This is a genomic window from Nonomuraea sp. 3N208, from assembly GCF_052245935.1.
Lineage (GTDB): Bacteria > Actinomycetota > Actinomycetes > Streptosporangiales > Streptosporangiaceae > Nonomuraea.
This window is the reverse complement of record NZ_JBQQBR010000017.1, coordinates 1-24572: the sequence shown is the minus strand read 5'-3', so window position 1 is coordinate 24572 and position 24572 is coordinate 1. Positions and strand designations below refer to the sequence as shown.

Genomic DNA, 24572 nt, shown 5'->3' with positions numbered 1-24572 from the left:
CGCGTCTACCGGTAGGCCTCCCAGCCGGTGTCGCCGCCGTTCTCGCGGACCTCGGTGATGTAGCGCCACACCTGCGGGCGGCTGCCGTCCACGTCGGTCAGCCCGTAGGCCTCGGCCAGCTCTCCGCTCGTGACGGACTTGCCGGACCAGCGCTGCTTGCCGGGATCCCGGGCGATCGCCGCGACGCCCCGGCCGACGTAGGCGGGCGTCTCGGAGACCATCCAGGCGCTGTCCACCTTCGCCTCCCGCCAGTTGTCCTCGGTGACGCCGAAGTTGTCCAGCATCGCCTCCGAGCGCAGGAACCCGGGCGTGACCGCCACCGCGGTCCCGCCGTGCGGACGCAGCTCGTTGGACCAGGCGAACGCCAGCCGGTTCACCGACATCTTGGCCAGGTCGTAGTAGACGTTCTCCCGGTAGCGGGTCTCGTTGAATCCCCAGGTGCCGTCGGTGACCTCCACCACGAGCCCGCCCTTGTCCTTGATCATGATCGGCAGCAGCTGGCGGCTGGAGATGATGTGGGTGTCGATGGCCAGCCGGAGCAGCCGCAGCCCCTTGTCCATGTCGTGCTTCCACACGGGGGTGTCCCACTCCCACAGGTGGTCGCTGCCCCATACGTCGTTGACCAGCACGTCGAGCCGGCCCTGCTCGCGCTCCACGCGCCCGGCCAGCGCCTCGACCTGCACGGGGTCCAGGTGGTCGACCTGGACGGCGATGCCCGTGCCGCCGGCCGCCGTGACCAGCTCCGCGGTCTCCTCGATGGTCTCCGGCCTGTTCATCTCGGAGCGGCGCTCGCGCGTGCTCCTGCCCGTGCAGTAGACCGTCGCGCCGGCCGCGCCCAGCGCGACCGCTATCCCTCGTCCCGTACCGCGGGTCGAGCCCGCCACCAAAGCAATCATGCGACCGATGGTTTCCGGGAAAGAGGACATCTCTTGTCATGTTTTCAGCGGGAGTCCGTTCGGCGCGCGCAACCGACCACTCGCCGATCGACGATCAGCAGGCGACGTCCTGGTAACTAAGCTCCGAAAACGGCGTTACGCCTACGTGTCTCATATACCAAGATAAAATCTCAGTATTTAGGCCAAAACGTAACATAACCGACATTGGGTTTAATACCGCCGTAAAGCTACTCTCCCTCCATTGACTACCTGTCAGGAGTCGGTCACCGCCGGCTGCTGATCCATGCCATCGGAGGGTCGATGACTACCGGGGAACCCGGGCAGCCACGCACCGACCGCAGCCCCTGGAACTGGCTGCTGATCGTGCCTATCGTGCTGCCGCTGCTGACGTTCCTGTTCAACAGCGACGAGCCCCGCCTGCTGGGCTTCCCGCTGTTCTACTGGCTGCAGCTGACCTTCATCGCGGTCGGCGTCGTGTCCACGACGATCGTGTACAGGATGACCAAGTGAGCGGGCACACGACCGAGCTGGTCGTCTTCACCCTGCTGTTCCTGGTCGTCAGCGCCATGGGATTCGTGGCGGCCCGCTGGCGGCGGCCTGAGAACATCGAGAGCCTGAACGAGTGGGGGCTGGGCGGCCGGAACTTCGGGTCCTGGGTCACCTGGTTCCTGGTGGGCGGCGACCTGTACACCGCGTACACGTTCGTCGCGGTGCCCGCGCTGGTGTTCGGCGCGGGAGCCATGGGCTTCTTCGCCGTGCCGTACACCGTGATCATCTACCCGCTGGTGTTCCTGGTCCTGATCAGGATGTGGTCGGTGTCGCACGTGCACGGGTTCGTCACGCCCGCCGACTTCGTGCGGGCCCGCTTCGGGTCGCCGACGCTGGCGCTGCTGATAGCGATCACCGGGCTGGTGGCGACCATGCCGTACATCGCGCTGCAGCTGGTCGGCATCGAGGCCGTGCTGAAGTCGATGGGCGTCACCGGGCATCTGCCGATCATCATCGCGTTCGCGATCCTGGCCGCCTACACCTACCAGTCGGGCCTGCGCGCGCCCGCGTTGATCGCCTTCGTCAAGGACACGCTGATCTACATCGTGATCCTGGCGGCGGTCATCTACATCCCGGCCAAGCTGGGCGGCTGGGGATCGATCTTCGACGCGGCGGCCGACAAGTTCGCCGCCTCCCCCGCGCCCGGCGACGGGATCACCCTCAACGCCGCCAACCAGTTGCAGTACATCACCCTGGCCTTCGGTTCCGCGCTGGCGCTGTTCCTCTACCCGCACAGCCTCACCGGCGTGCTGGCCTCCAAGAACCGCAACGTGATCAAGCGGAACATGTCCGCGCTGCCCGCCTACAGCCTCCTGCTCGGCCTGATCGCGCTGCTCGGTTACATGGCGATCGCGGCCGGCACCAAGCCGGTCATGAACGCGAACGGCAAGCCCGACGCCAACACGATCGTGCCGCAGCTGTTCGACCAGATGTTCCCCGACTGGTTCACCGGCGTCGCCTACGCCGCCATCGGCATCGGCGCGCTGGTCCCCGCAGCGATCATGTCGATCGCGGCGGCCAACCTGTTCACCCGCAACATCTACCGCGAGTACCTCAACAAGGACGCCACCGACGCCCAGGAGGCCAAGGTGTCCAAGCTGGTCTCGCTCGTGGTCAAGGTGGGCGCGGTGCTGTGCATCCTGGTGCTGGACCCGCAGTTCTCCATCGACCTGCAGCTCATCGGCGGCGTGATCATTTTGCAGACGCTGCCGTCGGTGGCGCTCGGCCTCTACACGCGCTGGTTCCACAAGGGCGGCCTGATCGCGGGCTGGGCGGCCGGCCTGGCGGCGGGCATGTGGATGCTCTACCTCATCCCGAACCCCGCCAGCGGCAAGCTGCACTTCGGCGGCTCGGCGTTCCCGCTGGCCAACTTCGGGTTCGACACCAAGATGACGATTTACGTCGGGTTCGTGGCGGTGATCGTCAATCTGGTGGTGGCGGCGCTGGGCACGCTGCTGTTCCGGGCGCTCAAGGTGGCCGACGGCCAGGACACGACCACGCGCGACGACTACTTCGCCGACGAGGGCGACCCCAAGGTCAAGGACCTGGACCTGACCGGCTCTCACTAAAGCCCCGGCGGTCCGCCCCCGTCCCCCCGGGGGGCGGGCCGCCGGTCAATCCGCCACGAGGTGGCCGGGGTTGGCGACCTCCAGCTTGGCCCGCACGGCCTCCTCCAGGGCGCCGACGAGCTCGTGGTCGTCGGCGATCCGGCCCTCGCGAACGGCGGCGGCCAGCTCAGCGTCGTCGGCCACCCCCAGGGCGGCCAGCCGCGCGGCGTGCTCCTCTGCCTGGGTGGGACCCAGTTCGATCTCCCGCTCGACCATGCCCAGCACGTTGATCGCGACCCGGGTGTGGAACCGCACACGGCCCTCGACGGCCGGCAGCACGTCGCTCTCGAGAAAGTCGCGCACGGCGGCCACCAGCTGCGCCGCCGTGGGCACGTCATGCGGCCCCTTCGTCATCTGATCTCCCTTTATCCAGATCCGAGCCTGGAGCGGCTAACCTGCGGCCATGCGCACAGAGTCTCCCACCGCACCTGCCCCGGTGCTCGGACCCCAGCTGATCCGGGCCGAGATCTTCGTCGTGATGTCGGTCTCGCTCGGGGCCAGCGGCCTGGTGGCGCTCGTACGCCTGATCGGGGCGCTCACCGCGCCGAAGGAGCTGAAGAGCCAGCAGGCGGTGCTCGTCGGGTCCATGGCACCGGGGCGGCCGTGGCTGGACCTGACGTTGCAGCTGGTCCAGATCGCGATCTCGGTGGCGCCGGTGGGGCTGGTGGCGTACCTGCTGGTGCGCTCAGGGGAGTCGATGCGCACGATCGGCGCGGACCTGCGCGAGCCGCGGCGCGACGTGATGCGCGGGGCGCTGCTCGCCGCCGCGATCGGCGGCAGCGGACTGGCGTTCTACCTGGCGGTGTGGGCGTCCGGGGTCAACCTGACCGTCGTTCCCGGGGCACTGCCCGAGGTGTGGTGGCAGGTGCCGGTGCTGCTGATCGCGGCGGCGCAGAACGGCGTGCTGGAGGAGGTGCTGGTCGCCGGCTACCTGCTGCACCGGCTCGGGCAGGCCGGATGGGGGCCGTGGAAGGCCGTCGCGGTCTCGTCGCTGCTGCGGGGGTCGTACCACCTCTATCAGGGGTTCGGTGGATTCGTCGGAAATGTTGTGATGGGCGTGGTGTTCGGGCGGCTGTACCAGCGGTGGGGGCGCGCGACGCCGCTCGTGGTGGCGCACACGCTCATCGACGCCGTCGCCTTCGTCGGGTACGCCTTCCTGCGCGGCCGGGTCAGCTGGCTGCCCTGACACCGTTGACTCGGCAACGATTGTCGGCTGAGATCCTTTCATGAGCTTCGCCGTGCCCGCCGGCGTCCGGCCGATCCGCGACGCCGTCCACGCGTTCATGACCGAGCGGGTCGAGCCCGCCGAGCCGGTGCTGCACGCGGGCGGTCCGGCCGCCGCGGCCGCTCTGGACGAGCTGCGGGCCGAGGCCAAGAAGGAAGGCCTGTGGGCGCTCGGCCACCCGCGGGAGCTGGGCGGCGGCGGGCTGCCGTTCCTCGACTACGTCTACGTCAACGAGGTGCAGGGCCGCAGCGAGTACGGGCAACTCGCGCTGGGCACGTTCACCCTGCAGGACTCGCTCATGCTGCACGAGCACGCCTCGCCCGAGCAGCGCGAACGCTACCTCGAGCCGCTGGTGCGCGGCGACATCTGGCCCAGCTTCGCCATGACCGAGCCGTCGGTGTCCAGCTCCGACCCCACCCAGATCCGCACGGCCGCCGTGCTCGACGGCGGCGAATGGGTGATCAACGGGCACAAGTGGTTCACGACCGGGGCCTCGCGGGCGGCGTACACGACCGTGATGTGCCGCACCGAGCCGGACGCCCCGCCACACCGGGCCTTCTCCATGATCCTGGTGCCGACCGACACGCCCGGCTACACGATCATCCGCGAGACGCCCGTGCTGGGACTGGACGGGGCGCACTGCGAGGTGCGCTACGAGGACGTCCGCGTGCCCGCCGCCAACCTGCTCGGCCGGCGCGGCCACGGATTCGTCATCGCGCAGCAACGCCTCGGCCCCGGCCGGATCTTCCACTGCATGCGCTGGCTCGGGCAGGCCCAACGCGCCTTCGACCTGATGTGCCGCAGGCTGCACGAGCGCAGCGCGTTCGGCGAGCCGCTGGCGAACAAGCAGCTCATGCGCCGCCACGTGTTCGACTCCTACACCGAGATCCAAGCCGCCAGACTGCTCACGCTGCACGCCGCCGAGGCCATCGACGCCGGCTCCGAGGCGCGGGTGGAGATCGGGGCGATCAAGGTCGCCGGCGCGCGAATGCTGCACAACGTGATCGACCGTGCCATCCAGGTCTACGGGGCCGCGGGCCTGACACCGGACACGCCGCTGGAGCGGATGTACCGGCACGCGCGCGCCGGGCGGATCTACGATGGCCCCGACGAGGTGCACATCGACTCGGTGGGACGGCGGATCCTGAGCGCATACGCGGCCGGCGGCAACTGGGAGTTCGGCCTGCGATGAGCCGGCTCGAGGAGATCGTCCGCACGGTGTTCGGGCCCGGGTCGGCGATCCCGCACCGGGTGCGGCTGCCCGGCGGGGCCTCGCGCGAGACGTGGGCACTGAACGTCGCCGCGGCCGACGGCACCCGGCACGAGCTGGTCCTGCGGCTCGACTCCCCCGGCGCCGCCCTGGAGGCCGGCGCCACGCTGGCGGCCGAGGCCGTGCTGATGCGCACCGCGTTCCAAGCCGGGGTGCCGGTGCCGCGGATCGTCTCCAGCGGCGAGTCCCACATCCTCATGACCCGCGTGCCCGGCGAGACGATCCCGCGCAAGATCCTGCGCGACGACGCCTACGCCACGGCCCGGCCCAGACTCGCCGCGCAGTGCGGCCAGGCGCTGGCCGACATCCACCGCATGCCGCTGTCGTGCGTACCCGCTGAGACCGGACCCGAGACCGATCCACTGCGCCGCTGGCGGGACGTGCTCGACCGGCTGGGCGAGCCGCACCCGGTTTTCGAACTGGCGCTGCGCCGGCTCGCCGCGACCCGGCCGCGCCCCGGCCGGCGCACCGTCGTGCACGGCGACTTCCGCAACGGCAACCTCATCGTCGGCCCCGAGGGCATCAGGGCGGTGCTCGACTGGGAGCTGGCCCACGCCGGGGACCCGCTGGAGGACCTCGGCTGGTTGTGCGTGAAGGCCTGGCGGTTCGGCTCTCCGCTGCCCGTCGGCGGTTTCGGCGAGTACGACGACCTCGTCCACGCCTACGAGCGGGCCGGCGGCGACCCGGTGGACCGGGACGCGCTGCGCTGGTGGGAGACCTTCGGCGTGCTCAAGTGGGGCGTCATCTGCGTCATGCAGACCATGCGGCACCTGCGTGGCGGCGCCCGCTCCGTCGAGCTGGCCGCGATCGGCCGCCGCGTCTGCGAGAACGAGTGGGACCTGCTCGGGATGTTGCGCGACCGGGCGGAAAACCCGTTGCCTTGACCAGGCCCGGAATCGCAGGCTGGACCGGTGGCCATCCTGCAAGCATCCCATCTGCTCAAGCGGTTCGGATCGGTCACGGCCGTCCGCGACCTGAGCCTCACCGTCGGCGAGGGCGAGGTCGTGGGGTTGCTCGGCCCCAACGGCGCCGGCAAGTCGACCACGCTCCACATGCTGCTCGGGCTCATCACCCCGGACGCCGGCAGCATCAAGCTGTTCGGCATGGAGCTGGCCCAGCACCGGACCGAGGCGCTCAGCCAGGTCAACTTCGCCGCCAGCTACGTCGACCTGCCCGGCGTGTTGCGGGTGCGGGAGGTGCTCGACGCGTTCGCCCGGCTCTACGCCGTACGCCATCCGCGCCGGCGGGTCGACGAGGTGATCGAGCTGTTCGAGCTGGGCCCGCTCAGCAAGCGGCAGACGATGGCGCTGTCGTCGGGGCAGCGCACCCGCGTGCAGCTGGCCAAAGCCTTGCTCAACGCGCCCCGGCTGCTGGTGCTCGACGAGCCCACCGCCAACCTCGACCCCGACGCCGGCGACCGCATCCGGGGCCTGCTGTCCCGCCTGGCCAGGGAGAACGGCAGCGCCATGCTGGTCACCTCGCACAACATGCGGGAGGTCGAGCGCATGTGCGACCGCATCCACTTCATGTCGGACGGCCTCATCGTGGCCGCTGGCAGCGCCGCGGAGCTGGCCGGGCACTACGGGGCCGAGGACCTGGAAGAGGTGTTCTTGAAGGTGGCGCGCGGATGACGACCCTGACCCTGCCTCCGCTGAGCCTGGCCGCGCGGCGCATGCGCGTCATGGGCGTGGTCCGGCGCGACTTCGCGGCGCTGCGGCGCAGCTCGGTCCGGGTGTTCGAGATCCTGTTCTGGCCGACCGTCGAGCTGGTGCTGTGGGGGTTCATGACGCTGTTCCTGCAGGCGCAGCGGGTGCCGTTCGTGGTGTCGTTCCTGCTCGGCGCGGTGCTGCTGTGGCAGCTGCTGCAGAAGGCCAGCAACGAGATCTCGATCGCCTTCCTTGAGGACATCTGGTCGCGCAACCTGCTCAACGTGCAGGTCAGCCCGCTGTCCAGCGTCGAATACCTGATCGGGCTGATGCTGTTCTCCCTGGGCAAGGTGGCCTTCGCGGTCGCCGTGATGGCCGCGCTCGCGCTCGGCCTCTACGGGTTCGGCGTGACGAGCATCGGCGTGGGACTGGTTCCGTTCATGGGCGTGCTGCTCGTGCTCGGCTGGTCACTCGGCCTGATCGGCATCGCGGCCGTGCTGCGTTTCGGCGAGAACGCGCAGGTCATCGCCTGGTCGCTGGTGTTCGTGGTGCAGCCGATCGCCGGGATCTTCTACCCGGTGTCCGTGCTGCCCGCGCCGCTGCAGGCCGTGTCGTGGATCCTGCCCGCCTCCCATGTCTTCGAGGGCATGCGCACGGTCCTGGCGGGCGGCGCGCTGCCGTGGGACCGGCTGGCCTGGGCGGCAGCGCTCAACGTGGGATACCTGGCGGCGACGCTGGGCTTGTTCGCGTGGGCGCTGAGGTACGCCCGACGGCATGGGAAGCTCTCCCGCTTCGGGGACTGAGCGCGGCGGCGATCACCTCCACCAGGCCCTCCACGACCTGATCCCGGTCCACCTCGGGATGCTCCAGCCACCAGTCGCCGGTCGTCTGCACCATGCCGACGAACGCGTGGCCGAGCACCTGCGCCCGCACCGGATCGAGCGCCGGCCGCTCGGCGGCGAGCACCCCGCCCAGCTCCTCGCCCAGGCCCCGGACCAGCGAGGTCATGTGGGAGCGGATCCTGGTGTCCTCGGCGCTGGCCCGGTGGAACAGGAAGCGGTAGAGGTTGAGGTTGGCCGCGATCAGGTCCAGGTAGGCGCCGATCGTCGCCCTGGCCCGGCTGCGCAGGTCCGTCCCCGGCTCGGCGAACCGCGGCCGCAGCTGGGCGATCACCGTGCGCGCGTGCCGGTCGGCGAGCGCCTCGTACAGGCCGCTCTTGTCGCCGAAGTGGCGGTAGAGGATGGGCTTGGTGACGCCGGCCGCGGCCGCGATGACCGCCATCGACACCTCCGGGCCCTCGCTGGAGATGACCCGATCCGCGGCGTCCAGCAGCGCCCTGCGCCGATCCGGGTCCCGTCCGCTCACCCGCTCAGAATAGATCGCAAACGGGGTGGCAGCAGCGCCGAGAGCACCAGCAGGGCGCCGATGAGCGTGTAGAGGCCCGTGAGGCCGGCCAGCGTGCCGGGCGGCTCGGCCAGCTCTGCCGGTGGCAACCCGTCCCACAGCAACCCCTCCCACGGCAGGGTCGCTGCCATGCCCAGGGCGGCCTCGGCGTCCAGGGCGAACAGCGCGCCTGCGGAGATCAGGGGAACGCCGCAGGTCAGCGCCGCCGCGGGCCAGGCGGCCAGGACGGCGACGAGCACCGCCACCGCCGCCAGACAGGCCAGCCCGGCCGGCGCGGGACCGGCCACGGCCATGCCCATGCGCAGGGCCTTGGCGCCTGCCTCGGTCAGGTAGTAGACGGGAACGAGGGCGGCCAGGCCGGCGGCGGCTCCCATCACATGACGACTCTCAGGGGTCACACCGGCTTCGTCCCCACCTCCTTCACCGGGTAAGCGCGAGGGCGGCATGACACAGGCAAGTAGATGCCGAGCATGGCCGGGACCGGCGCAACGGTCCTCTCGCGCGTGGGGAAGCGATTGATCAGCGATGGGTCGTTGCGATGAGGCGCCGCAGCGCGGCGTGGGCGGGTGGGCCCCACGTGGCCTTGCCGCCTGGGCGGCCGCGGACGCCGGCGTCTCCGATGAGGATGCCGGCGAGGGCCCGCCCCACCGCCCATCCGCGGGCGCGGCGCAGGGTCGCGGCGTCCGGGGTCGGCTGGTAGGCGGCATGGAAGCGGTCGGCGGCGCCGTCCGGCACCAGAGTCCAGGCGGCGGCGAGGTCGCCGGCCGGATCGCCGGCGCAGAGGTCGCCGAAGTCGATCACGCCGCAGATGGTGCCGTCCGCGGTGAGGACGTTTGCCGGATGCAGGTCGCCGTGAAGCCAGAGCGCCGGGCCGGCCCAGCCGGGCGCGGCGACGGCGTCGTCCCAGACCGCGCGAACAGCGTCTGGGTCGGGGATGAGCCCCAGCTCAGTGGCCTCGGCGAGCTGCTTGGCGAACCCCTCAGAGCAGTCGGCCAGCGACCCTCCGCGGCCAAAGCGGCCAGCGGGCGCCCCATCGGGGGCGGGTTGGTGCAGAGCCGTCAGGAAAGCGGCCAGGACGTCAGCAGCCTCCGCGGCGCGCGTGACGGGGGCGCGGTCGGCAGGTTCGCCCTGCACCCAGGTGGTGACGATCCAGGGTCGTGGAAACAGAGCGGAGGGCTCGCCGAGGCGCTGCGGGACGGGAACCGGCAGCGGAAGGCGCGGGGCGAGGGCGGGCAGCCAGGTGTGCTCATTGCGCAGCAGCGCGTCCGCGGACTGCGTCGCCCAGGGCAACCGGACGGCCAGGTCGTCGCCGAGCCGCCAAAGCTGGTTGTCCCAGCCACGCGCGCCGAGCCTCACCGGGTAATCGGCCAGATCGGGGTGCTGGTCGCGCAGCAGATCCCGCACCAACTCCGCGGTGATCTCGGTCTCGGTGTGGGTCATGCGGAGCAACAGTAGCCGGATGCCGGCCCAAAGCCTCGGCTCAGGTAATCGGAGCCCATCTCGTATCGATCGGCGAGGCGAAGCCGGGCCGGGGACTGTCGGTGGACGACCTCGCCGACGTCCTCAGCGCCCCCGAACGCCGCGAATGAGGAGCGTTGTCATCTTCGCGATCAAGCCCGATGACGATCTCCGTGAGCGCCTTGGTCAGCAGGCGTCCAGCAGGGTCATAACGGAACGTCCAGGAATGCGACCAAAGATCGCTAGGCTGCGACGATGGAACGCGTAACCGACGTGCCCGAGAGTTCCGCACCAAGGCGTCCCGCCTCGGTTTCGACCGCAACCCAGCCTGCAGATCCGACGGCCCAGGTGAATGACTACGACAGCTTCGCCGAGGCGTACTCGGCGGAAACCGAGAACAACCTCGTGAACGCGTACTACGCGCGGCCCGCGATGTTAGCCCTCGCCGGAGACGTGGCCGGCCGCCGGATCCTGGACGCCGGCTGCGGCTCAGGCCCTCTGTCCGCTGCACTGCGCGACCGCGGTGCGGTCGTCACCGGCATCGACGCCAGCGCCGGGATGCTGGCGTTGGCCAGGCGGCGGCTCGGTGACGACGCGGCCCTGCACGTGGTCGACCTGAGCGACCGCCTGCCGTTCGACGACGGTGCGTTCGACGACGTGGTCGCGTCGCTGGTCCTGCACTACCTGGAGGACTGGGGGCCGACGCTGGCCGAGATACGGCGAGTGCTCAGGCCCGGCGGCCGGCTGATCGCGTCGGTGGACCACCCTTTCGTGGCCTACACGATCCAGGATCCTCGGCCCAACTATTTCGCGACCACCAGCTATACCTTCGACTGGACGTTCAATGGACAGTCCTTCCCGATGAGGTTCTGGCGCAAGCCATTGCACGCGATGACCGATGCCTTCACCACCGCCGGCTTCCGCCTTACCGTCATCAGCGAGCCGCAGCCCGACCCGGCCGCCCGTGAGCTGTTCCCCGACGACTTCCATGACCTTTCAACCAAACTCAGCTTCCTGTTCTTCGTCGTCGAGGTACCGCCGTCGACTGCGGGCTCGGACGGCTAGCTGACCACGCCAACGAGCGAGCACCTCACTCAAACATCGCTGTCACACGCTCAAGGTTCGTGGGCACAGGACACACGCCCTGCGCATGGAGGACCGCATCGGCTCCCTCGCGCCCGGCAAGTCGGCCGACGTGGTGGTACTGGCGGGTTAGCGTCGGATCATGGCGAACACCGGAACGGGCCCCGGGCCCATCACCCCCGACGGATCCTCGGTCGAGTTCTACAGCGTGCTCAAACCCGGCGGCGAGCCCGAGATCGTCGCCCAGGTGACCCCGCCCGGCGGCTCCGTGCTGGAGCTGGGCTCCGGCGTGGGCCGGGTGACGCACCCGCTCATCGAGCGCGGCTTCCAGGTGGTGGCCGTGGACGAGTCGCCCGAGATGCTGGCCCGGGTGCGCGATGCTGAGACGGTGCTGGCGCGGGTCGAGGAGCTGCGGCTCGACCGGCGTTTCGACACGGTCATGATGGCCTCCCAGCTGGTCAACACCGTGGACGACGCGGTCAGGCACGCGCTGCTCGGCACCTGCGCCCGGCACGTGAAACCGGGCGGGGCGGTGCTGATCCAGTGGATGCCCGCCGAGGCGCACGATCGCTGGCACGTCGGCATGGGGCGGGTGGACGGGGATGTGACGATCACGATGGCCGCCGTCGAGGAGGTCTCGCCCGGGGTCCACCACGCGACCATGCGGTACAGGTACGGCGAGGACAAGCTCTGGACCCAGTCGTTCTCCTCCAAACGGCTCACCGACGACGACCTGGCGGCCGATCTCGCCGCCGTGGGGCTACGGCTGGAGCGGTTCCTGACCGAGGATCGGACGTGGCTCGTCGCGGCGCCCTTTACATCGTAGATCACACATTGGCCTCGGTCTTGGTGTAATTACTGGAAAATGCTGGGACTGTTGGTACGCTCGCCGCCATGAGTGACCGGCTGGACGATCTCGAGCGGCGGATCGACGAGCTGCGGGCCGGTGTGCGCAAGGCCATGCGGGCCAGGGACGGCGCGAAGGCCCGTGTGCTGCGCGCCGAGCTGCGCACCGCCGAGCGGGACTGGGACGCCCTGGTCAGCGGCGAGCGGCCGGAGGGCGGGCCCGAGCCGACGCCGCTGGTCACCGTGCGCGAGCAGGTGCACCAGGGGCTGCGGTTGCTGGGGGCGACCGCCCAGCCCAGGCTGATCGTGGCCGTGAGCGAGGCGTTCCTCGGCGGCATGATCCGCAGCACCCAGCTCACCAGCCTGCGCAGGGACGAGGAGCGTTCGTTCCGGTCCTCGCCGTACGGGCGGCCCTACTACCTGTGCGCGGCGCTCACGGACCGCCTCTCCCCCGGCCGCGGCCTGCTCACGCTCAGCAGCTGGCCGCTGGAGCGGCGCGTGGTCGGGCCGCTCAGTCCTCGCGTCGACTTCCTGACCTGCGCCATCGCGGTGGCTTCACAGGGGTCGGAGGACGAGCGGGCGGTCAGGTTATTGGGACGGATGGCCAGGAACATCCCCGGCGCCACCGGCGCGAGCTCCGCCCCGCTGGGCCCGCCCCACCCCGAGCGGGTGATCGAGGCGGCCCGCGCCGAGCTGGCGGTGCACGCGGAGCGCGACACGCACGATCGCGCCGAGCTGGCGCGACGCGCCGCCGAGCAGCTGGATGACGCCGCCCGCCTGTTCGGCGCCGCTACGCTGAGCACGATCAAGAAGGAGTACGTCACGTGAGCGGCTTGAAGCGCCAAGGCGACACTGTGCACCGGCTCGACGCGTTGCGCGGTACGACGCCGCCGCAGCCGCATGACGCCCGCGCCATCGCGGCCCTGGCCGCCAACCCCGGCTGCACCCGCCGGGCGCTCATGGACGGGGCCGGTGTCGACAAGGACGCCGCGGCCCGGCACCTGGGGTTCCCCGCGCCGTTCGGGCAGTCGCCGTTCGCGATCACGCGGGGCAACGTGTTCGAGGCGCTGGTCAAGGCCGACGGGTGCGCGGAGCTGCTGCGCATGTTGCGCGAGCTGCTCGGCCTGCCGATCGCCGAGGTGGCCTACCACGACGTCGAGAACGTCGGCGCGCACCTGCGCCACGCCCACACCCGCGCGCTGATCGACCGGGCGGCCCGGGATGAGCAAGACGCCGGCACGTTGTACGACCACCCGCTGCTCACCCTCCAGATCGCCGGCCACACCGCCTACCTGGAGCCCGACGTGGTGGCCTTCCAGCTGGGCGGCCGCTTCCACATCGTGGAGATCAAGTCGTTCGCGGTGATCGACGGTCAGGCCGACCCGTCGGCGGTCGCGGCGGCGGCCCGGCAGGCGGCCGTGTACGTGCTGGCGCTGCGCACGCTGCTGGAGGACCTCGGCCACGACCCCCTGCGGGTCTCCCACGAGGTGGTGCTGGTCTGCCCGGAGAACTTCGCCAACCGCCCCGTCGCGACGCTGGTCGACGTGCGCAAGCAGCTGGCCGTGCTGAGGCGCCAGCTCACCAGGATGACCACGCTCGACCGGCTCCTCGAGGGGCTGCCCGACGATCTCACGTTCGACCTGCGGCCCGGCGAGGACGGCCGGCCCACCAGGCCCGTCGCCGAGCTGGCCGACGCGCTGCGCAGGACGACGGCGCGGTACGCGCCCGACTGCCTGTCCGCCTGCGACCTGTGCTTCTTCTGCCGTGACGAGGCCCGGCAGGAAGGCGCGTCCGACCAGCTCGGGCGGCAGGTGCGTGACGAGCTGGGCGGGGTCGCGTCGGTGGCGGAGGCACTGGGCCTGGCCGACGGGGTCCGGGATCCCCGGGAGGGCCAGGAGGAGATCGCCAGGCTGCTCCGCAACGCCGAACGCCTGCGCAGGGAGTGCCTGACGTGACCCCGCGGACGCCTTGGGGGTGCCGGACGTGAGCCTGCTGACCTCGCTCGCCCGGTTGCGGGCCCTGGACGAGGGCATCGCGCAGCCCATCGCGACCGTCCGCCACTGCCACCTGTCGGACCGGCCGATGGTGTTCATCCCGCTGAAGCTGTCGGGCGAGGCCGCCGCGCCGCTGGCCGCCATGCTCGGCACCGAACGCGACCGGCCGCGCCTGCTCGTGGTGACCCAGCCGCGCAACCGCGACCTGCGCTTCGCCTGGGCGGCCGAGCTGGCCGGGGTGCTGCTGCCGTACATCGAGGGTTTCCTCGCCGACACCGAGACGGTGGAGCGGCGCGGCGCCGACCCTTACGAGCGGGCGCTGGACGCGCCGCAGCTCGTCGTGCCGAACGCGGCCGGCGTGGCCTTCACCAGGCTCCTCGGGCGCTCCACCCGCTTCCGCCGCGCCGACGGGCCCTACCCCGTGCCACCCGAGTTGCCGCTGCTGGGAAGGTGGCTGACCTATTTCGGGGAGCGGGCCGCGCACCCGGGCTCCTCGCTCATGCCGGCCGCGACCGAGGAACTGGGCCGGCACTGGGCGAGCGGGCAGAGCTCGCTGGAGGACGCCAACCTCGCCGCGCTGCTCGGCTGGATCACCGAGGGGCCGAGCGACGCCGCCGAGGACCCGCTGAGCTGGCCGCCCGCCGGGCCGGCGACCGACCCGGGGTTCGACGCGGAGGTGCTCGCGCCCGCCATCGACAGCGGGTCGGCCGAGCGCATCACCGAGGCGCTGCGCAGCCAGCTGGAACCCACGTGGCGGCTCATGTGGCAGGCCGTCGACCTGCTGGCCGGCCTGGAGGCGGGCGCGAGCGTGGCCCAGCGGTGGGAGCAGGACCGCGGGTCGTTCAGCGGCATGGCGCAGAGCATCGCCGAAGGCGGGCCACCGCAGGCCCGCAGGGACGGCGCGGTCGCGGCCGCCGCCAAACTGGCCCGCATGGAACGCGCCCAGGCCGCCTATGACGTGCAGCGCGCCTACGACGATCCGCTGATCATGGCGGAGTACCGGCTCACCGGGGAGGCGTTCGCGGGCGAGGTGATCGAGACCGTCCCGGACAACGTCGAGGGCGAGGGCCGCTCGCGCAAGCTCCGCCCGCTCGTGGTGATCAAAACCGACGATCCGGTACGGTTGCCGCCCGGCGCGTCTCTCGGCACCCCGCAGCGCCGCGGCCAGGGCGCCGAGCTGGTGTCCGCGGACGAGGGCCTGGTCACCGTGAAGATCACCAAGGGGATGGGGCGGGGCAAGACGCCTACCCCCGGGGCCGTGCCCGAGGTCGGCGAGCGGGTCTGCTACACCTCGCTCACCGACGACTTCCAGGGCTCGCCGAACCTGCCCGACTCCGAGGCCACGCCGTGGACACACGGTGGGCCGCCCCAGGAGTACACGCCCGATGACGACGACGCCCAGGAGGAATGGTCGTGACCGGCAGCCCGGAGCAGGTCATCGCGAACGTGCTGGCCGACCTGCCGCGGCACCGGGGCGTGGTCGTCGACTCGCCGCCGGGGGCGGGCAAGTCCACCCTCGTCGTGCGGGCGGCGGCGCACATCGCGGCCACCGGCGAGCCGCTGATGATCGTCGCCCAGACCAACGAGCAGGTCGACGACCTGGTGACCAGGATCTCCGACAAACATCCGCGGCTGAGCGTGGGCCGGCTGTCGGCGAGCGGGTACGTGCCGCCGCTGCGGCTGCTGGAGCTACCCGGCGTGCGGTTCGGCACCAGGATCCAGGATCTCGGCGACCCGGACATCGTCATCGCCACCGCCGACAAGTGGGCGTGGATCGGCGACCGGGTGTGGCCGTGGGCGATCGTGGACGAGGCGTACCAGATGCGCTCGGACAAGCTGCTGCGGATCGCGGGGCTGTTCGAGCGGGCGTTGTTCGTGGGCGATCCCGGGCAGCTGGACCCGTTCTCGATCGTGGACGGCGACCGCTGGTCGGGGTTGTCGTGGGACCCGCTGCAGAGCGCGGTGTCGGTGCTGCTGCGGCACAATCCGGACCTGCCGGTGCACCGGCTGCCGGTGTCGTGGCGGCTGCCCGCGTCGGCGGCACCGGTGGTGTCGCGGGCGTTCTACCCGTTCACCGGGTTCAGGTCGGGGACGGGGCCTGGGGACCGGCGGCTGGAGCTGGTCACGGGCGGCATGGGGACCGTGCACGACCGGGCGCTGGAGGAGGCCGCCCGGTCCGGGTGGGCGCTGCTGGAGCTCCCGAACCGGCACACGGTGCGTACCGACGGTGAGGCCGTGCAGGCGGTGGCGCTGCTGGCCGAGCGGCTGCTGCAGCGGGGCGCGGTGGCGAACTCGGAGCAGGGCGAGCGGCCGGTGACGGCGGATCGCATCGCGGTCGGGGCCGCCCACCGGGACCAGGTGGCGGCGATCCGGGCGGCGGGCCTGCCACCGGAGATCACCGTGGACACCGCCAACCGGCTGCAGGGGCGGGAGTACGACGTGACGATCGTGCTGCACCCGCTGTCCGGGCGGCGCGACGCGACGGCCTTCCACCTGGAGTCGGGCCGGCTGTGCGTGCTGGCCTCGCGGCACCGGCACGCGTGCGTGGTGGTGGCCAGGGCAGGCATCGCCGAACTGCTGGACGCCCATCCGTCGGCCGAGCCGGTGCAACTCGGCGTGCCGGTGAAGTTCCCGGACGGGTGGGAGGCCAACCAGTCGGTGCTGGAACACCTGTCCCGGCATCGCGTCTGACCCGGCGCGGGCGGGGAGCCGGGTCAGAGGCGGCGGCGCCAGACGTCGATGGCCATGACCGGACGCATTCCGGCCGACTCGTACAACCCCAGCGCCGGCGTGGTGTTGTTGGAGTCCACGTGCAGGATCGTGCCCTTGCGCCCGCGCGCGGCGTCGGCGGCGAAGGCGTGCCGCAGCAGGAACCGCCCCAGCCCCAACCCCCGGAACTCGGGCAGCACGCCCAGCGTGGCCACATATCCGCAGTCCTGGTCGGGCAGGAACTGGTTGTTGCCGATCAGCACCGCCGCCGCGCGCCCTTCGATCCTGGCGAGCACCAGCTGGCTCCAGTCGTTGATGCTCTGCGCCTGCCTGCGCTCATGCCACAGGTCGTAGTCGAGCTTCACGAAGCCGAAGTGCTCGGCGAAGGCCTGCTGCTGCACGCTGTGCGCCTCCCGCCGCACGTCCTCGCTCTCACCGGAGTGCAGCGTGAGCCCGGTCGGCGGGGCCGGCGCCTCGACGGGGCCCTCGTGGTCGATGCGCATGCGATGGAAGCTCGTGCCGGGCTCGAAGCCCTGCTCCTTGGCCATGCCCTGCTTGCTATGGTCGGCGCGGTAGATCCCGATGTGCAGGGTGACGCCATCGTGCCCACGTTCGGCGACCAGCTCGCGGGCGCGCCCCATGACCAGCGGCCACAGCTGCTCCCCCAGCCTTTCGACGCCGGGCCGGACGATGACGTCCACGTCCACCAGGTCGCTGTCGCCGTTGCTGCACGCCCAGGCCGAGGCGAGGAGCCTGCCATCGGCGTCCTGTGCCAGCCAACCGTCCTTGTCGCGGTCGAAGTCCGGCTCCACCAGCTCGTCCTGGACGTCCTGGAGTGTCATGTCCGGCGCGCCGAGGACCGCTGTCTCATATGCCGAGATGAGGTCGTACATGGCGGCAGCGTCTTCCACGCGGGGCCGGCGGAGAGTGTGCATGGGCTGGATTGTGCACCTGCCACCCTCTGCCGCGCCTCCTATTTTTCCACGGTTAAGCTGTTGGGGTGCTGGAGAGGATGCCGTTGCGCATCGAGGTCACCACTCAGGACGCGACGACCGTCGCGCTCGTGCTCGGCGGCGACCTGGATCACGGCTCGGCGTCCCAGCTCGCGGCCCTGACCTTCGCGGACGGCTACCGCAGGATCGACGTGGACCTGTCGGCGCTGACCTTCATCGACTCCTCCGGCCTGGCCGCGCTCGTGCGCCTCCAGCAGCGGGCCGCGGACGCCCGCGCGGTGGTGCAAGTGGTGGCGTTGACGCCCTACCTGCGCAAGCTCCTCGCCATGACCGCGCTCGACCTGCTGTTCAGCCTGCCGCCGGAGTGACGGGCTCCTTCGGCGACGCGGCCACGGGATCGGCGCCGCGCAGCGGGATCTCCTTGATGAACGCCGCCAGCACCGGCACCACCACGGCGAAGGCGATGGCCCACCAGAAGACGCCGGAGATCGACGTCGCCAGCGACTCCAGCATCCCGGTCCGCTCCGCACTCGACAGCTGGGCGAGGGCCGCGGGATCCATCCTGCCGCCGCCCGCGACGATCCCCTCCGCCGCGCGTGCCCCGAATCTGGCGGTCAGCTCGGACTGGAAGGTGTTGTTGAAGACCGCGCCGAACAATGAGACGCCGAACGAGCCGCCGATCGACCTGAAGAACGTGGTGGCGCTGCTGGAGACGCCCAGGTCGCGCTGCTCGACGCTGTTCTGCGCGATCAGCAGCGTGGTCTGCATGAGGAAGCCCATGCCGAGGCCCAGCACCGCGATGTAGACGCCGGTCAGCCAGGTGGGGGTGCTGACGCCCATCGTGGACAGCAGCCACATGCCGACCGCCATGCCGATACCGCCGAGCACCGGGTAGATCTTGTACTTGCCGGTGCTGGTGATGGCCTTGCCCACGACGAGCGACACGACCATGGCCGCGCCCATCATCGGCAGGAGCAGCAGGCCGGAGTTGGTGGCGCTGGCGCCCTGCACGGTCTGCTGGAACAGCGGCAGGAAGTTGATCGCGCCGAACATGGCGAAGCCGAGCAGGAAGCCGATGGCTGAGATCAGCGTGAAGTTGCGGATCCTGAACAGCTGCAGCGGCATGATCGGCTCGACGGCCTTCCGCTCGACCACCACGAACGCCGCCAGCGTGACCACGGCGAGCGCGGCCAGGCCGAGGATCTGCCAGGAGCCCCACGGGTATTGGTTGCCACCCCAGGTCGTGATGAGCACCATCGCGGTGATACTGATCGACAGCAGGATCGCGCCCGCCCAGTCGATCCGTACCTTGTTGTGCAGCTTGGGAAGGTGCAGGTTCGTCACGATGAGGACCAGGGCGACCGCGCCGACCGGCAGGTTCACGTAGAACGCCCAGCGCCAGTCGAGGTTGTCGGTGATGAAACCGCCGACCAGCGGGCCGGCGATCATCGCCAGCGACATGACGCCGGCCATGATGCCCTGGTACTGGCCGCGCTCGCGGGGCGGCACCAGGTCGCCGATGATCGCCATGACGTTCACCATCAGGCCGCCCGCGCCGAGGCCCTGCACCGCCCGGAACGCGATCAGCTCGGCCATGCCGCCGCCCGGCCCGCCGAACATCGACGACCCGGCCATGCCGCAGAGCGCGGAGCCGATCATGAAGATGACGATCGAGATGATGAAGATGCTCTTGCGCCCGTACAGGTCGCCGATCTTGCCCCAGATGGGCGTCGAGACCGTGGTGCCCAGCACGTACGCCGTCACGACCCAGGACAGCTGCGACAGGCCGCCGAGCTCGCCCACGATGCGTGGCATGGCCGTGCCCACGATCATGTTGTCCAGCATCGCCAGCACCATCGCCAGCATCAGCCCCGGCAGGACCACCATGACCTCACGGCGCCGCCCGACTGCTTCCGCCACCCGCACACCCCCAGCATTAAGATCTTGCTTACTTGCCGACCGGCAAGCATAGACTAAGCTAGATACTTACTTGTCGGCCGTCAAGTTGGAAATAGGTGCAAGGTGCGGGAAGACACGCGAACCCGGATCCAGGAGATCGCACTGAGGCTCTTCACCGAGCAGGGGTACGAGGCGACCTCACTGCGGGAGATCGCCGAGGAGCTCGGCGTGACGAAGGCCGCGCTCTACTACCACTTCAAGACGAAGGACGACATCGTCACGAGCCTGGTCGACCTCCGCGTGGCCGAGATCGAGGAGCTGGTGGAGTGGGCGAAGACGCAGCCGAGGACGCCGGAGATGCGGCGCGAGCTGCTGGAGCGCTATGCGGCGAACCTCCGGGGGCCCCGCCACCTCGAGATGGTGAGGTTCCTCGAGCGCAACCAGACGGCGCTGCGCGACCATCCGAAGCTCATCAGGATGCGCGACATGATGTTCGAGCTGACGAACCAGATGAGCGATCCCGGCGCCACGCCGGTGGAGCGGATCAGCCGTTCCCTGGCGTTGTTCGCGTTGCACGCGGGCAAGTGGCTCACGCTACAGGGAGACCTCACCCAGGATGAGATCGACAAGGCGTCCATCGAGGTGGCCCGGCGGCTGCTCGAGCTCTAACGTTTCCGGACTTTTCGCCTTTAAAGGGGACGATTGGGGCGGAGGATCGGGGGCAGGGGGCACAAACGCATCCATTCGGGAGGAGGCGCCGTGGAAGCCACAATCGCGCTCCGGCTGCCCAGGGATGCGGCGAGCGTCCCGCTGATCAGGCAGATGTTGGACGGCACGCTCCGCTCGCTCGGCGTCGAGCAGCAGGTGCGCGAGGACATCGAGCTCATGCTGTCCGAGGCGTGCTCCAACGTGATCAAGCATGCGACGCCCAGCGACGACTACACGGTCAGTGCCACCGTCCACGACGACCTGTGCGTCATCAAGGTCGTCGACACGGGCGACGGCTTCGACGCGCGCAAGGTGATCGAACCCGAGCCGGGGGCCGAGCACGGACGAGGGCTGCAGATCATGCGGGCGCTCGCCGACGAGATCCGTTTCACCAACAAACGCGAGAACGGGGCGGTGGTGTGCCTGGAGAAGAGGCTCCGGTACGCACCGGGAGCGGCCGGCCCACCCCTCATGGCATCGTGACCCGGCCCTAGGAGAGCTTGGAGTGCCGCTCCACCGGCCGGTGCCCGCGGGGCGCGGAACGGCGCGAGGCGCGGAGGCCGAGGCGCCTCCTGGCTGCGGTGCCGCCGAGCGAGAATCGCCGCCGCAGCCGCGGTGTGCCCCCGCTCAGCTCCGCCCGGCGCCGTTCTGGCACCGCGCTCCCGCTGAGCTTCAGCGTCAGCCGTGCCTGCCTGCCGGTCAGCCGCCGCCACAGCCTGCGCCAGTTGGTCATCGACCCGGCCATGACCGCGAGCGCGACCAGCGCGACGACCGCGATGACGAGGGTGGCCAGGACGATCAGCAGGAGTACGACCAGCACGGACCCGATGGTGCCGAACACGTCCAACATTCGCCGGAAGGTGCCCGGCCACCAGTGCCTTATGCCGATTTCGGGGCTATATCACTCTTACTCCGATTTCTCCGGTGCGGCGGAGGACTGGTCGTGACGCCCGGGCAGGAGGTCGAGCCGGCGCAGTATCACGCCCTCGCGCAGCGCCCACGGGCAGACCTCCAGCCGGTCCACCTCGAACAGGTCCATGGCCGCGTCGGCGACCAACGCCCCGGCCGCAAGCTGCGCCGCCCTGCCCTCGGACACGCCGGACAGCTGCGCCCGCTCGGCCGCGTCCATGGTGGTGAGCTTGACCGCCCAGTCGGCCATGTCCTGCCTGGACAGCGAGCGCGGCACGTACGGTCCGTCGCTGGACGGCGCCGCCCCGGCGATCCTGGCCAGCTGCTTGAAGGTCTTGGACGTGGCCACGGCGCGGTTGGGCTCGCCGTACCTGACGACGTCGCCGACGGTGCGGGCGATCTCGGTGCGTACGTGCTTGCGCAGCCTGCGCACCTCGTCGGCGGCCGGGGGGTCGGTGGTGAACCAGTCCCGCGTCAGGCGCCCGGCGCCCAGCGGCAGCGACACGGCCACGTCCGGCTCCTCGTCCACGCCGCCGGCGATCTCCAGCGAGCCGCCCCCGATGTCGAAGGCCAGCAGCCGCCCCGACGACCAGCCGAACCACCGGCGCACGGCCAGGAAGGTCAGCCTGGCCTCGTCGCGCCCCGACAGCACCTCGATGTGCACGCCGCAGCTCTCCTCGACGCGCGCGAGCACTTCCTCGCCGTTGGCCGCCTCGCGCACGGCGGAGGTGGCGAAGGCCAGCAGGTCCTCCACCCCCTTGTCCTCCGCCAGGTGGACGGCCTCCTGGACGAAGTCGCACAACCGCTCGATGCCCTCGTCGGCCAGCCGGTTGTCCTTGCGGAGGTACTCCGTCAGGCGGAGCCCCTCCTTGTGTGAGAACGCGGGCATCGGCCGGGCGCCGCGGTGGGCGTCGACGACCAGTAAATGAACAGTGTTCGAGCCGATGTCCAGCACGCCGAGTCGCATGGGCAAACGCTACCGTTCTGCCGCTTTTACTACGAAACAGAGGGTGAGTGCCGGCATCGGATCCTCCAACGTGACGGACGGCTTAACTGAGCGCTCACGCAGAAACGCCCGGGGCCCCCGTGGTCGCGAAGATCCGGATGGACGACGACCAGAGCAGGCGGCCCGGTGATCCGAACTCCGGTGCGCACGCTCCAGGGACTACCCTTCCTTGGTGTCGTGACACGTTTGGGGGGATCTTTGAGCGCTTGCTGTGGTCCGAGCAGGGACGGCGCCGCCGCCGCGACGCACCAGCAGCCGGTGGGGATCACCACGCGGCGGGCGGCGCCGCGCGGGATGGTACGCGTTCCCGGCGGGACGTTCCTCATGGGCGGGAACGACCCGGACGGCCGGCCCGAAGACGGCGAGGGTCCGGTCAGGGAGGTGCGGCTCGACCCGTTCATGATCGATCCGGCGTGCGTGACGAACGCGCAGTTCGCCACGTTCGTCAAGGAGACCGGCTACGTCACCGAGGCCGAGCGGATCGGCTGGTCGTTCGTGTTCCGTCAGTTCGTCACGGGCGGCGTGATGGACGCGACCGTGCCGGGCGCGCCGTGGTGGGCCGGCGTGGAGGGCGCCACCTGGCGCTCCCCCGAGGGCCCGGGGTCGTCGATCGGCGACCGGCAGAACCACCCGGTCGTGCACGTGTCGTGGCACGACGCCACCACGTACGCCACGTGGGCGGGCAAGCGGCTGCCCACCGAGGCGGAGTGGGAGATGGCGGCCCGCGGCGGGCTGGAGCAGAAGAGGTACCCGTGGGGCGACGAGCTCGCCCCCAGCGGGCGGCCGCGGTGCAACATCTGGCAGGGCCGCTTCCCGACCGCGCCGAGCAGGGGGACGATGCCGGTCAAGTCGTTCCAGCCCAACGGATACGGCCTGTACAACGTGTCCGGCAACGTGTGGGAGTGGACCGCCGACTGGTGGGGCACGACGTGGGAGCCGCACACCGAGAACCCCGCGGGACCCGTCGAGGGGACGGCGAAGGTGATCCGCGGCGGCTCGTACATGTGCCACGATTCCTACTGCAACCGCTACCGGGTGGCGGCCCGCACCGCCAACACACCGGACTCCTCGACCGGGCACACGGGTTTCCGCTGTGCGGCCATAGTCTGATCGCATGTCACGAACCCTGCGACTGTTGATCACCGGCGGCGGCACCGGTGGCCACACCTATCCGGCCTTGACCACACTGTCGGCCATCCAGCGGCGGCAGATTCCGCACGACGTGCTCTGGGTGGGCACCGCCGGCGGCCTGGAGGCCAGGATCACGGCCGAGCACGGCATCCCGTTCAAGGCGATCACCACGGGGAAGCTGCGCCGGCGCCCGAACCTCAAGGAGCTGGGCACCAACATCGCCGACGTGTTCCGCATCCCGGTCGGGGTCTGCCAGGCGATCGGGCACGCGGCCCGCTATCTGCCCGACGTGGTGTTGTCGACCGGGGGTTACGTGGCGGTGCCCATCGGGGTCGCGGCCAAGCTGATCAGGCGGCCGCTGGTGATGCACGAGCAGACGACCGTCGTGGGGCTGGCCAACCGGATCCTCGCCAGGCTGGCGACCAGGATCGCGTTGTCGCACGAGTCGTCGCTGGAGCACTTGCCCGCCTCGGCCAGGAAGCGGGCCGTGGTGACGGGCAACCCGGTCCGGCCCGAGCTGCTGCAGGGCAACCGGGCGGCGGCGTACGACCTGTTCGGGCTGACGTTCGAGGTGCCGCTGATCTACGTGACGGGCGGCGCGCAGGGCAGCAAGCAGATCAACACGCTGATCGCGGAGATCCTGCCGCGGCTGCTGCCGCACGCGCAGGTCGTGCACCAGTGCGGTCCCGCCTGGATCGAGCACATGCGGGCCGTGGAGGTGCCCGCCGACCTGGCCGACCGCTACCACCCGGTGCCGTACGTGGGCGGGGAGCTGGCCGACCTCTTCGCCGCCGCAGACGTGGTGATCGCGCGGAGCGGGGCGGGCACGGTGTCAGAGCTGACCGCGATCGGCAAGCCCGCGGTGCTGATCCCGTTGATCCCGACCGGGGGTGACGAGCAGCGCAAGAACGCGGGGTATCTGGTCTCGGCGGGGGCGGCGCGGGCGCTGCTCGAGCCGCATCCGACGGCCGAGCAGCTGCTGGCCGAGCTGATGCCGCTGCTGGCCGACCCGGGGCTGCGGCAGGCGATGGGACAGGCGGCGGCCAAGCTCGGGCGGGTGGACGCCGCCGACGCACTGTGCGACCTGCTGCTGGAGACGGCCAGGGCCTGACTGGCGCCCGGTCCCCGCCCCCAGTGGTGTCCGCACCACCGGGACAGACATCCCTGGAGCCGGAATGTCAAGCGGCGAGGTCGTGTTGCCGGTGTGACCATGCGGTTGCTTGGTCGTAGTGGGTGTGGGTTTTGAGGCATCCGTGGAGGATGCCGACGAGCCGGTTGC

The 24572-nt window shown here is 70.6% G+C and carries 27 protein-coding genes; 18 read left to right on the top strand and 9 right to left on the bottom strand.

Annotated elements, in window-relative coordinates; genetic code table 11:
• Positions 1–5: 5 nt before the first annotated feature.
• Positions 6–896: an SDR family oxidoreductase gene (locus ACTWPT_RS25520; protein ID WP_443179970.1), complete on the bottom strand. Its 891-nt coding sequence runs from the start codon at positions 894–896 to the stop codon at positions 6–8.
• A 300-nt stretch (positions 897–1196) separates the two neighbouring features.
• On the opposite strand from ACTWPT_RS25520, the gene ACTWPT_RS25515 reads away from it, so the two are divergent.
• Together ACTWPT_RS25515 and mctP are read left to right on the top strand one after the other, a co-directional pair.
• The gene (locus tag ACTWPT_RS25515; RefSeq protein ID WP_443179969.1) at positions 1197–1406 is read left to right on the top strand and encodes a DUF3311 domain-containing protein; all 210 of its coding nucleotides are present in this window, start codon (positions 1197–1199) and stop codon (positions 1404–1406) included.
• Positions 1403–3013, top strand: coding sequence for a monocarboxylate uptake permease MctP (gene mctP / locus ACTWPT_RS25510; RefSeq protein ID WP_443179968.1), 1611 nt, complete (start codon positions 1403–1405; stop codon positions 3011–3013). The genes ACTWPT_RS25515 and mctP overlap by 4 nt, the downstream gene beginning before the upstream one ends.
• Positions 3014–3058: 45 nt before the next feature.
• Here the strand turns inward: mctP and ACTWPT_RS25505 are convergent, their stop codons facing one another.
• Entirely contained in the window at positions 3059–3406 is a 348-nt protein-coding gene (locus ACTWPT_RS25505) for a DUF6285 domain-containing protein (RefSeq protein ID WP_443179967.1), read from the bottom strand.
• Positions 3407–3455: 49 nt separating this feature from the next.
• On the opposite strand from ACTWPT_RS25505, the gene ACTWPT_RS25500 reads away from it, so the two are divergent.
• From ACTWPT_RS25500 to ACTWPT_RS25480, 5 genes are read left to right on the top strand one after another with little or no spacing between them, the layout of a single operon-like run.
• Entirely contained in the window at positions 3456–4238 is a 783-nt protein-coding gene (locus ACTWPT_RS25500) for a CPBP family intramembrane glutamic endopeptidase (protein WP_443179966.1), read from the top strand.
• 40 nt (positions 4239–4278) lie between these two features.
• The gene (locus ACTWPT_RS25495; RefSeq protein ID WP_443179965.1) at positions 4279–5469 is read left to right on the top strand and encodes an acyl-CoA dehydrogenase family protein; all 1191 of its coding nucleotides are present in this window, start codon (positions 4279–4281) and stop codon (positions 5467–5469) included.
• A complete protein-coding gene (locus ACTWPT_RS25490; RefSeq protein WP_443179964.1) occupies positions 5466–6431 on the top strand; it encodes a phosphotransferase family protein in 966 nt (321 codons plus the stop codon). Before ACTWPT_RS25495 ends, ACTWPT_RS25490 begins: the two co-directional genes overlap by 4 nt.
• Positions 6432–6458: 27 nt before the next feature.
• Positions 6459–7178 carry an ABC transporter ATP-binding protein gene (locus tag ACTWPT_RS25485; protein WP_443179963.1) on the top strand — a complete coding sequence of 240 codons (720 nt, stop codon included), beginning with the start codon at positions 6459–6461 and terminating at the stop codon, positions 7176–7178.
• Positions 7175–7996 (top strand): ABC transporter permease, encoded by an 822-nt coding sequence (locus ACTWPT_RS25480; RefSeq protein ID WP_443179962.1) that lies wholly within the window; start codon positions 7175–7177, stop codon positions 7994–7996. Before ACTWPT_RS25485 ends, ACTWPT_RS25480 begins: the two co-directional genes overlap by 4 nt.
• On the opposite strand, the gene ACTWPT_RS25475 is transcribed toward ACTWPT_RS25480, so the two are convergent.
• The 3 genes from ACTWPT_RS25475 to ACTWPT_RS25465 form a co-directional block, all read right to left on the bottom strand.
• A complete protein-coding gene (locus tag ACTWPT_RS25475) occupies positions 7902–8558 on the bottom strand; it encodes a TetR/AcrR family transcriptional regulator (RefSeq protein ID WP_443179961.1) in 657 nt (218 codons plus the stop codon). The genes ACTWPT_RS25480 and ACTWPT_RS25475 overlap by 95 nt on opposite strands.
• Complete coding sequence (locus tag ACTWPT_RS25470; RefSeq protein ID WP_443179960.1) at positions 8555–8995, bottom strand: hypothetical protein; 441 nt, start codon at positions 8993–8995, stop codon at positions 8555–8557. The genes ACTWPT_RS25475 and ACTWPT_RS25470 overlap by 4 nt, the downstream gene beginning before the upstream one ends.
• 121 nt (positions 8996–9116) lie before the next feature.
• Positions 9117–10037 carry an aminoglycoside phosphotransferase family protein gene (locus ACTWPT_RS25465; protein ID WP_443179959.1) on the bottom strand — a complete coding sequence of 307 codons (921 nt, stop codon included), beginning with the start codon at positions 10035–10037 and terminating at the stop codon, positions 9117–9119.
• A gap of 273 nt (positions 10038–10310) precedes the next feature.
• Between ACTWPT_RS25465 and ACTWPT_RS25460 the strand changes: the two genes are divergently transcribed.
• The 6 genes from ACTWPT_RS25460 to ACTWPT_RS25435 all read left to right on the top strand — a co-directional run bounded on the left by ACTWPT_RS25460 (position 10311) and on the right by ACTWPT_RS25435 (position 16669).
• Entirely contained in the window at positions 10311–11120 is an 810-nt protein-coding gene (locus tag ACTWPT_RS25460; protein ID WP_443179958.1) for a class I SAM-dependent methyltransferase, read from the top strand.
• Between the two features lie 160 nt (positions 11121–11280).
• Entirely contained in the window at positions 11281–11964 is a 684-nt protein-coding gene (locus tag ACTWPT_RS25455) for a class I SAM-dependent methyltransferase (protein ID WP_443179957.1), read from the top strand.
• 68 nt (positions 11965–12032) lie between these two features.
• The gene (locus tag ACTWPT_RS25450; protein WP_443179956.1) at positions 12033–12812 is read left to right on the top strand and encodes a hypothetical protein; all 780 of its coding nucleotides are present in this window, start codon (positions 12033–12035) and stop codon (positions 12810–12812) included.
• Positions 12809–13939 carry a hypothetical protein gene (locus tag ACTWPT_RS25445; protein WP_443179955.1) on the top strand — a complete coding sequence of 377 codons (1131 nt, stop codon included), beginning with the start codon at positions 12809–12811 and terminating at the stop codon, positions 13937–13939. Before ACTWPT_RS25450 ends, ACTWPT_RS25445 begins: the two co-directional genes overlap by 4 nt.
• A 28-nt stretch (positions 13940–13967) precedes the next feature.
• Positions 13968–15395: a hypothetical protein gene (locus tag ACTWPT_RS25440; protein WP_443179954.1), complete on the top strand. Its 1428-nt coding sequence runs from the start codon at positions 13968–13970 to the stop codon at positions 15393–15395.
• Positions 15386–16669 (top strand): AAA family ATPase, encoded by a 1284-nt coding sequence (locus ACTWPT_RS25435; RefSeq protein WP_443179953.1) that lies wholly within the window; start codon positions 15386–15388, stop codon positions 16667–16669. The genes ACTWPT_RS25440 and ACTWPT_RS25435 overlap by 10 nt, the downstream gene beginning before the upstream one ends.
• A 23-nt stretch (positions 16670–16692) precedes the next feature.
• On the opposite strand, the gene ACTWPT_RS25430 is transcribed toward ACTWPT_RS25435, so the two are convergent.
• Positions 16693–17622, bottom strand: coding sequence for a GNAT family N-acetyltransferase (locus ACTWPT_RS25430; protein WP_443179952.1), 930 nt, complete (start codon positions 17620–17622; stop codon positions 16693–16695).
• A 65-nt stretch (positions 17623–17687) separates the two neighbouring features.
• On the opposite strand from ACTWPT_RS25430, the gene ACTWPT_RS25425 reads away from it, so the two are divergent.
• A complete protein-coding gene (locus ACTWPT_RS25425) occupies positions 17688–18008 on the top strand; it encodes an STAS domain-containing protein (RefSeq protein ID WP_443179951.1) in 321 nt (106 codons plus the stop codon).
• Here the strand turns inward: ACTWPT_RS25425 and ACTWPT_RS25420 are convergent.
• Complete coding sequence (locus tag ACTWPT_RS25420) at positions 17989–19560, bottom strand: MDR family MFS transporter (RefSeq protein ID WP_443179950.1); 1572 nt, start codon at positions 19558–19560, stop codon at positions 17989–17991. The two genes, ACTWPT_RS25425 and ACTWPT_RS25420, sit on opposite strands and share 20 nt — an antisense overlap.
• A gap of 102 nt (positions 19561–19662) precedes the next feature.
• Here ACTWPT_RS25420 and ACTWPT_RS25415 point away from each other — a divergent pair, with 102 nt between their 5' ends.
• Positions 19663–20208, top strand: a complete 546-nt coding sequence (locus ACTWPT_RS25415; protein ID WP_443179949.1) for a TetR/AcrR family transcriptional regulator — start codon at positions 19663–19665, stop codon at positions 20206–20208.
• Between the two features lie 90 nt (positions 20209–20298).
• The gene (locus ACTWPT_RS25410) at positions 20299–20730 is read left to right on the top strand and encodes an ATP-binding protein (protein WP_443179948.1); all 432 of its coding nucleotides are present in this window, start codon (positions 20299–20301) and stop codon (positions 20728–20730) included.
• 7 nt (positions 20731–20737) lie between these two features.
• Here the strand turns inward: ACTWPT_RS25410 and ACTWPT_RS25405 are convergent, their stop codons facing one another.
• Together ACTWPT_RS25405 and ACTWPT_RS25400 are read right to left on the bottom strand one after the other, a co-directional pair.
• Positions 20738–21097 (bottom strand): hypothetical protein, encoded by a 360-nt coding sequence (locus ACTWPT_RS25405; protein WP_443179947.1) that lies wholly within the window; start codon positions 21095–21097, stop codon positions 20738–20740.
• Positions 21098–21154: 57 nt separating this feature from the next.
• Positions 21155–22123 (bottom strand): Ppx/GppA phosphatase family protein, encoded by a 969-nt coding sequence (locus tag ACTWPT_RS25400; protein WP_443179946.1) that lies wholly within the window; start codon positions 22121–22123, stop codon positions 21155–21157.
• A 333-nt stretch (positions 22124–22456) separates the two neighbouring features.
• Between ACTWPT_RS25400 and ACTWPT_RS25395 the strand changes: the two genes are divergently transcribed.
• Both ACTWPT_RS25395 and ACTWPT_RS25390 read left to right on the top strand, forming a co-directional pair.
• Positions 22457–23272, top strand: coding sequence for a formylglycine-generating enzyme family protein (locus tag ACTWPT_RS25395; protein WP_443180170.1), 816 nt, complete (start codon positions 22457–22459; stop codon positions 23270–23272).
• Positions 23273–23276: 4 nt separating this feature from the next.
• Positions 23277–24404 carry a UDP-N-acetylglucosamine--N-acetylmuramyl-(pentapeptide) pyrophosphoryl-undecaprenol N-acetylglucosamine transferase gene (locus tag ACTWPT_RS25390; protein WP_443179945.1) on the top strand — a complete coding sequence of 376 codons (1128 nt, stop codon included), beginning with the start codon at positions 23277–23279 and terminating at the stop codon, positions 24402–24404.
• Positions 24405–24572: the final 168 nt, after the last annotated feature.

Bases quoted from the DNA above. Each gene is read 5' to 3' on its own strand.
- ACTWPT_RS25505 (WP_443179967.1), bottom strand. From the start codon at position 3,406: ATGACGAAGGGGCCGCATGACGTGCCCACGGCGGCGCAGCTGGTGGCC.
- ACTWPT_RS25460 (WP_443179958.1), top strand. From the start codon at position 10,311: ATGGAACGCGTAACCGACGTGCCCGAGAGTTCCGCACCAAGGCGTCCC.
- ACTWPT_RS25390 (WP_443179945.1), top strand. From the start codon at position 23,277: ATGTCACGAACCCTGCGACTGTTGATCACCGGCGGCGGCACCGGTGGC.
- ACTWPT_RS25395 (WP_443180170.1), top strand. From the start codon at position 22,457: ATGGTACGCGTTCCCGGCGGGACGTTCCTCATGGGCGGGAACGACCCG.
- ACTWPT_RS25435 (WP_443179953.1), top strand. From the start codon at position 15,386: ATGGTCGTGACCGGCAGCCCGGAGCAGGTCATCGCGAACGTGCTGGCC.
- ACTWPT_RS25500 (WP_443179966.1), top strand. From the start codon at position 3,456: ATGCGCACAGAGTCTCCCACCGCACCTGCCCCGGTGCTCGGACCCCAG.
- ACTWPT_RS25465 (WP_443179959.1), bottom strand. From the start codon at position 10,037: ATGACCCACACCGAGACCGAGATCACCGCGGAGTTGGTGCGGGATCTG.
- ACTWPT_RS25490 (WP_443179964.1), top strand. From the start codon at position 5,466: ATGAGCCGGCTCGAGGAGATCGTCCGCACGGTGTTCGGGCCCGGGTCG.
- ACTWPT_RS25455 (WP_443179957.1), top strand. From the start codon at position 11,281: ATGGCGAACACCGGAACGGGCCCCGGGCCCATCACCCCCGACGGATCC.
- ACTWPT_RS25520 (WP_443179970.1), bottom strand. From the start codon at position 896: ATGATTGCTTTGGTGGCGGGCTCGACCCGCGGTACGGGACGAGGGATA.
- ACTWPT_RS25450 (WP_443179956.1), top strand. From the start codon at position 12,033: ATGAGTGACCGGCTGGACGATCTCGAGCGGCGGATCGACGAGCTGCGG.
- ACTWPT_RS25515 (WP_443179969.1), top strand. From the start codon at position 1,197: ATGACTACCGGGGAACCCGGGCAGCCACGCACCGACCGCAGCCCCTGG.
- ACTWPT_RS25495 (WP_443179965.1), top strand. From the start codon at position 4,279: ATGAGCTTCGCCGTGCCCGCCGGCGTCCGGCCGATCCGCGACGCCGTC.
- ACTWPT_RS25405 (WP_443179947.1), bottom strand. From the start codon at position 21,097: ATGTTGGACGTGTTCGGCACCATCGGGTCCGTGCTGGTCGTACTCCTG.
- ACTWPT_RS25430 (WP_443179952.1), bottom strand. From the start codon at position 17,622: ATGCACACTCTCCGCCGGCCCCGCGTGGAAGACGCTGCCGCCATGTAC.
- ACTWPT_RS25400 (WP_443179946.1), bottom strand. From the start codon at position 22,123: ATGCGACTCGGCGTGCTGGACATCGGCTCGAACACTGTTCATTTACTG.
- ACTWPT_RS25480 (WP_443179962.1), top strand. From the start codon at position 7,175: ATGACGACCCTGACCCTGCCTCCGCTGAGCCTGGCCGCGCGGCGCATG.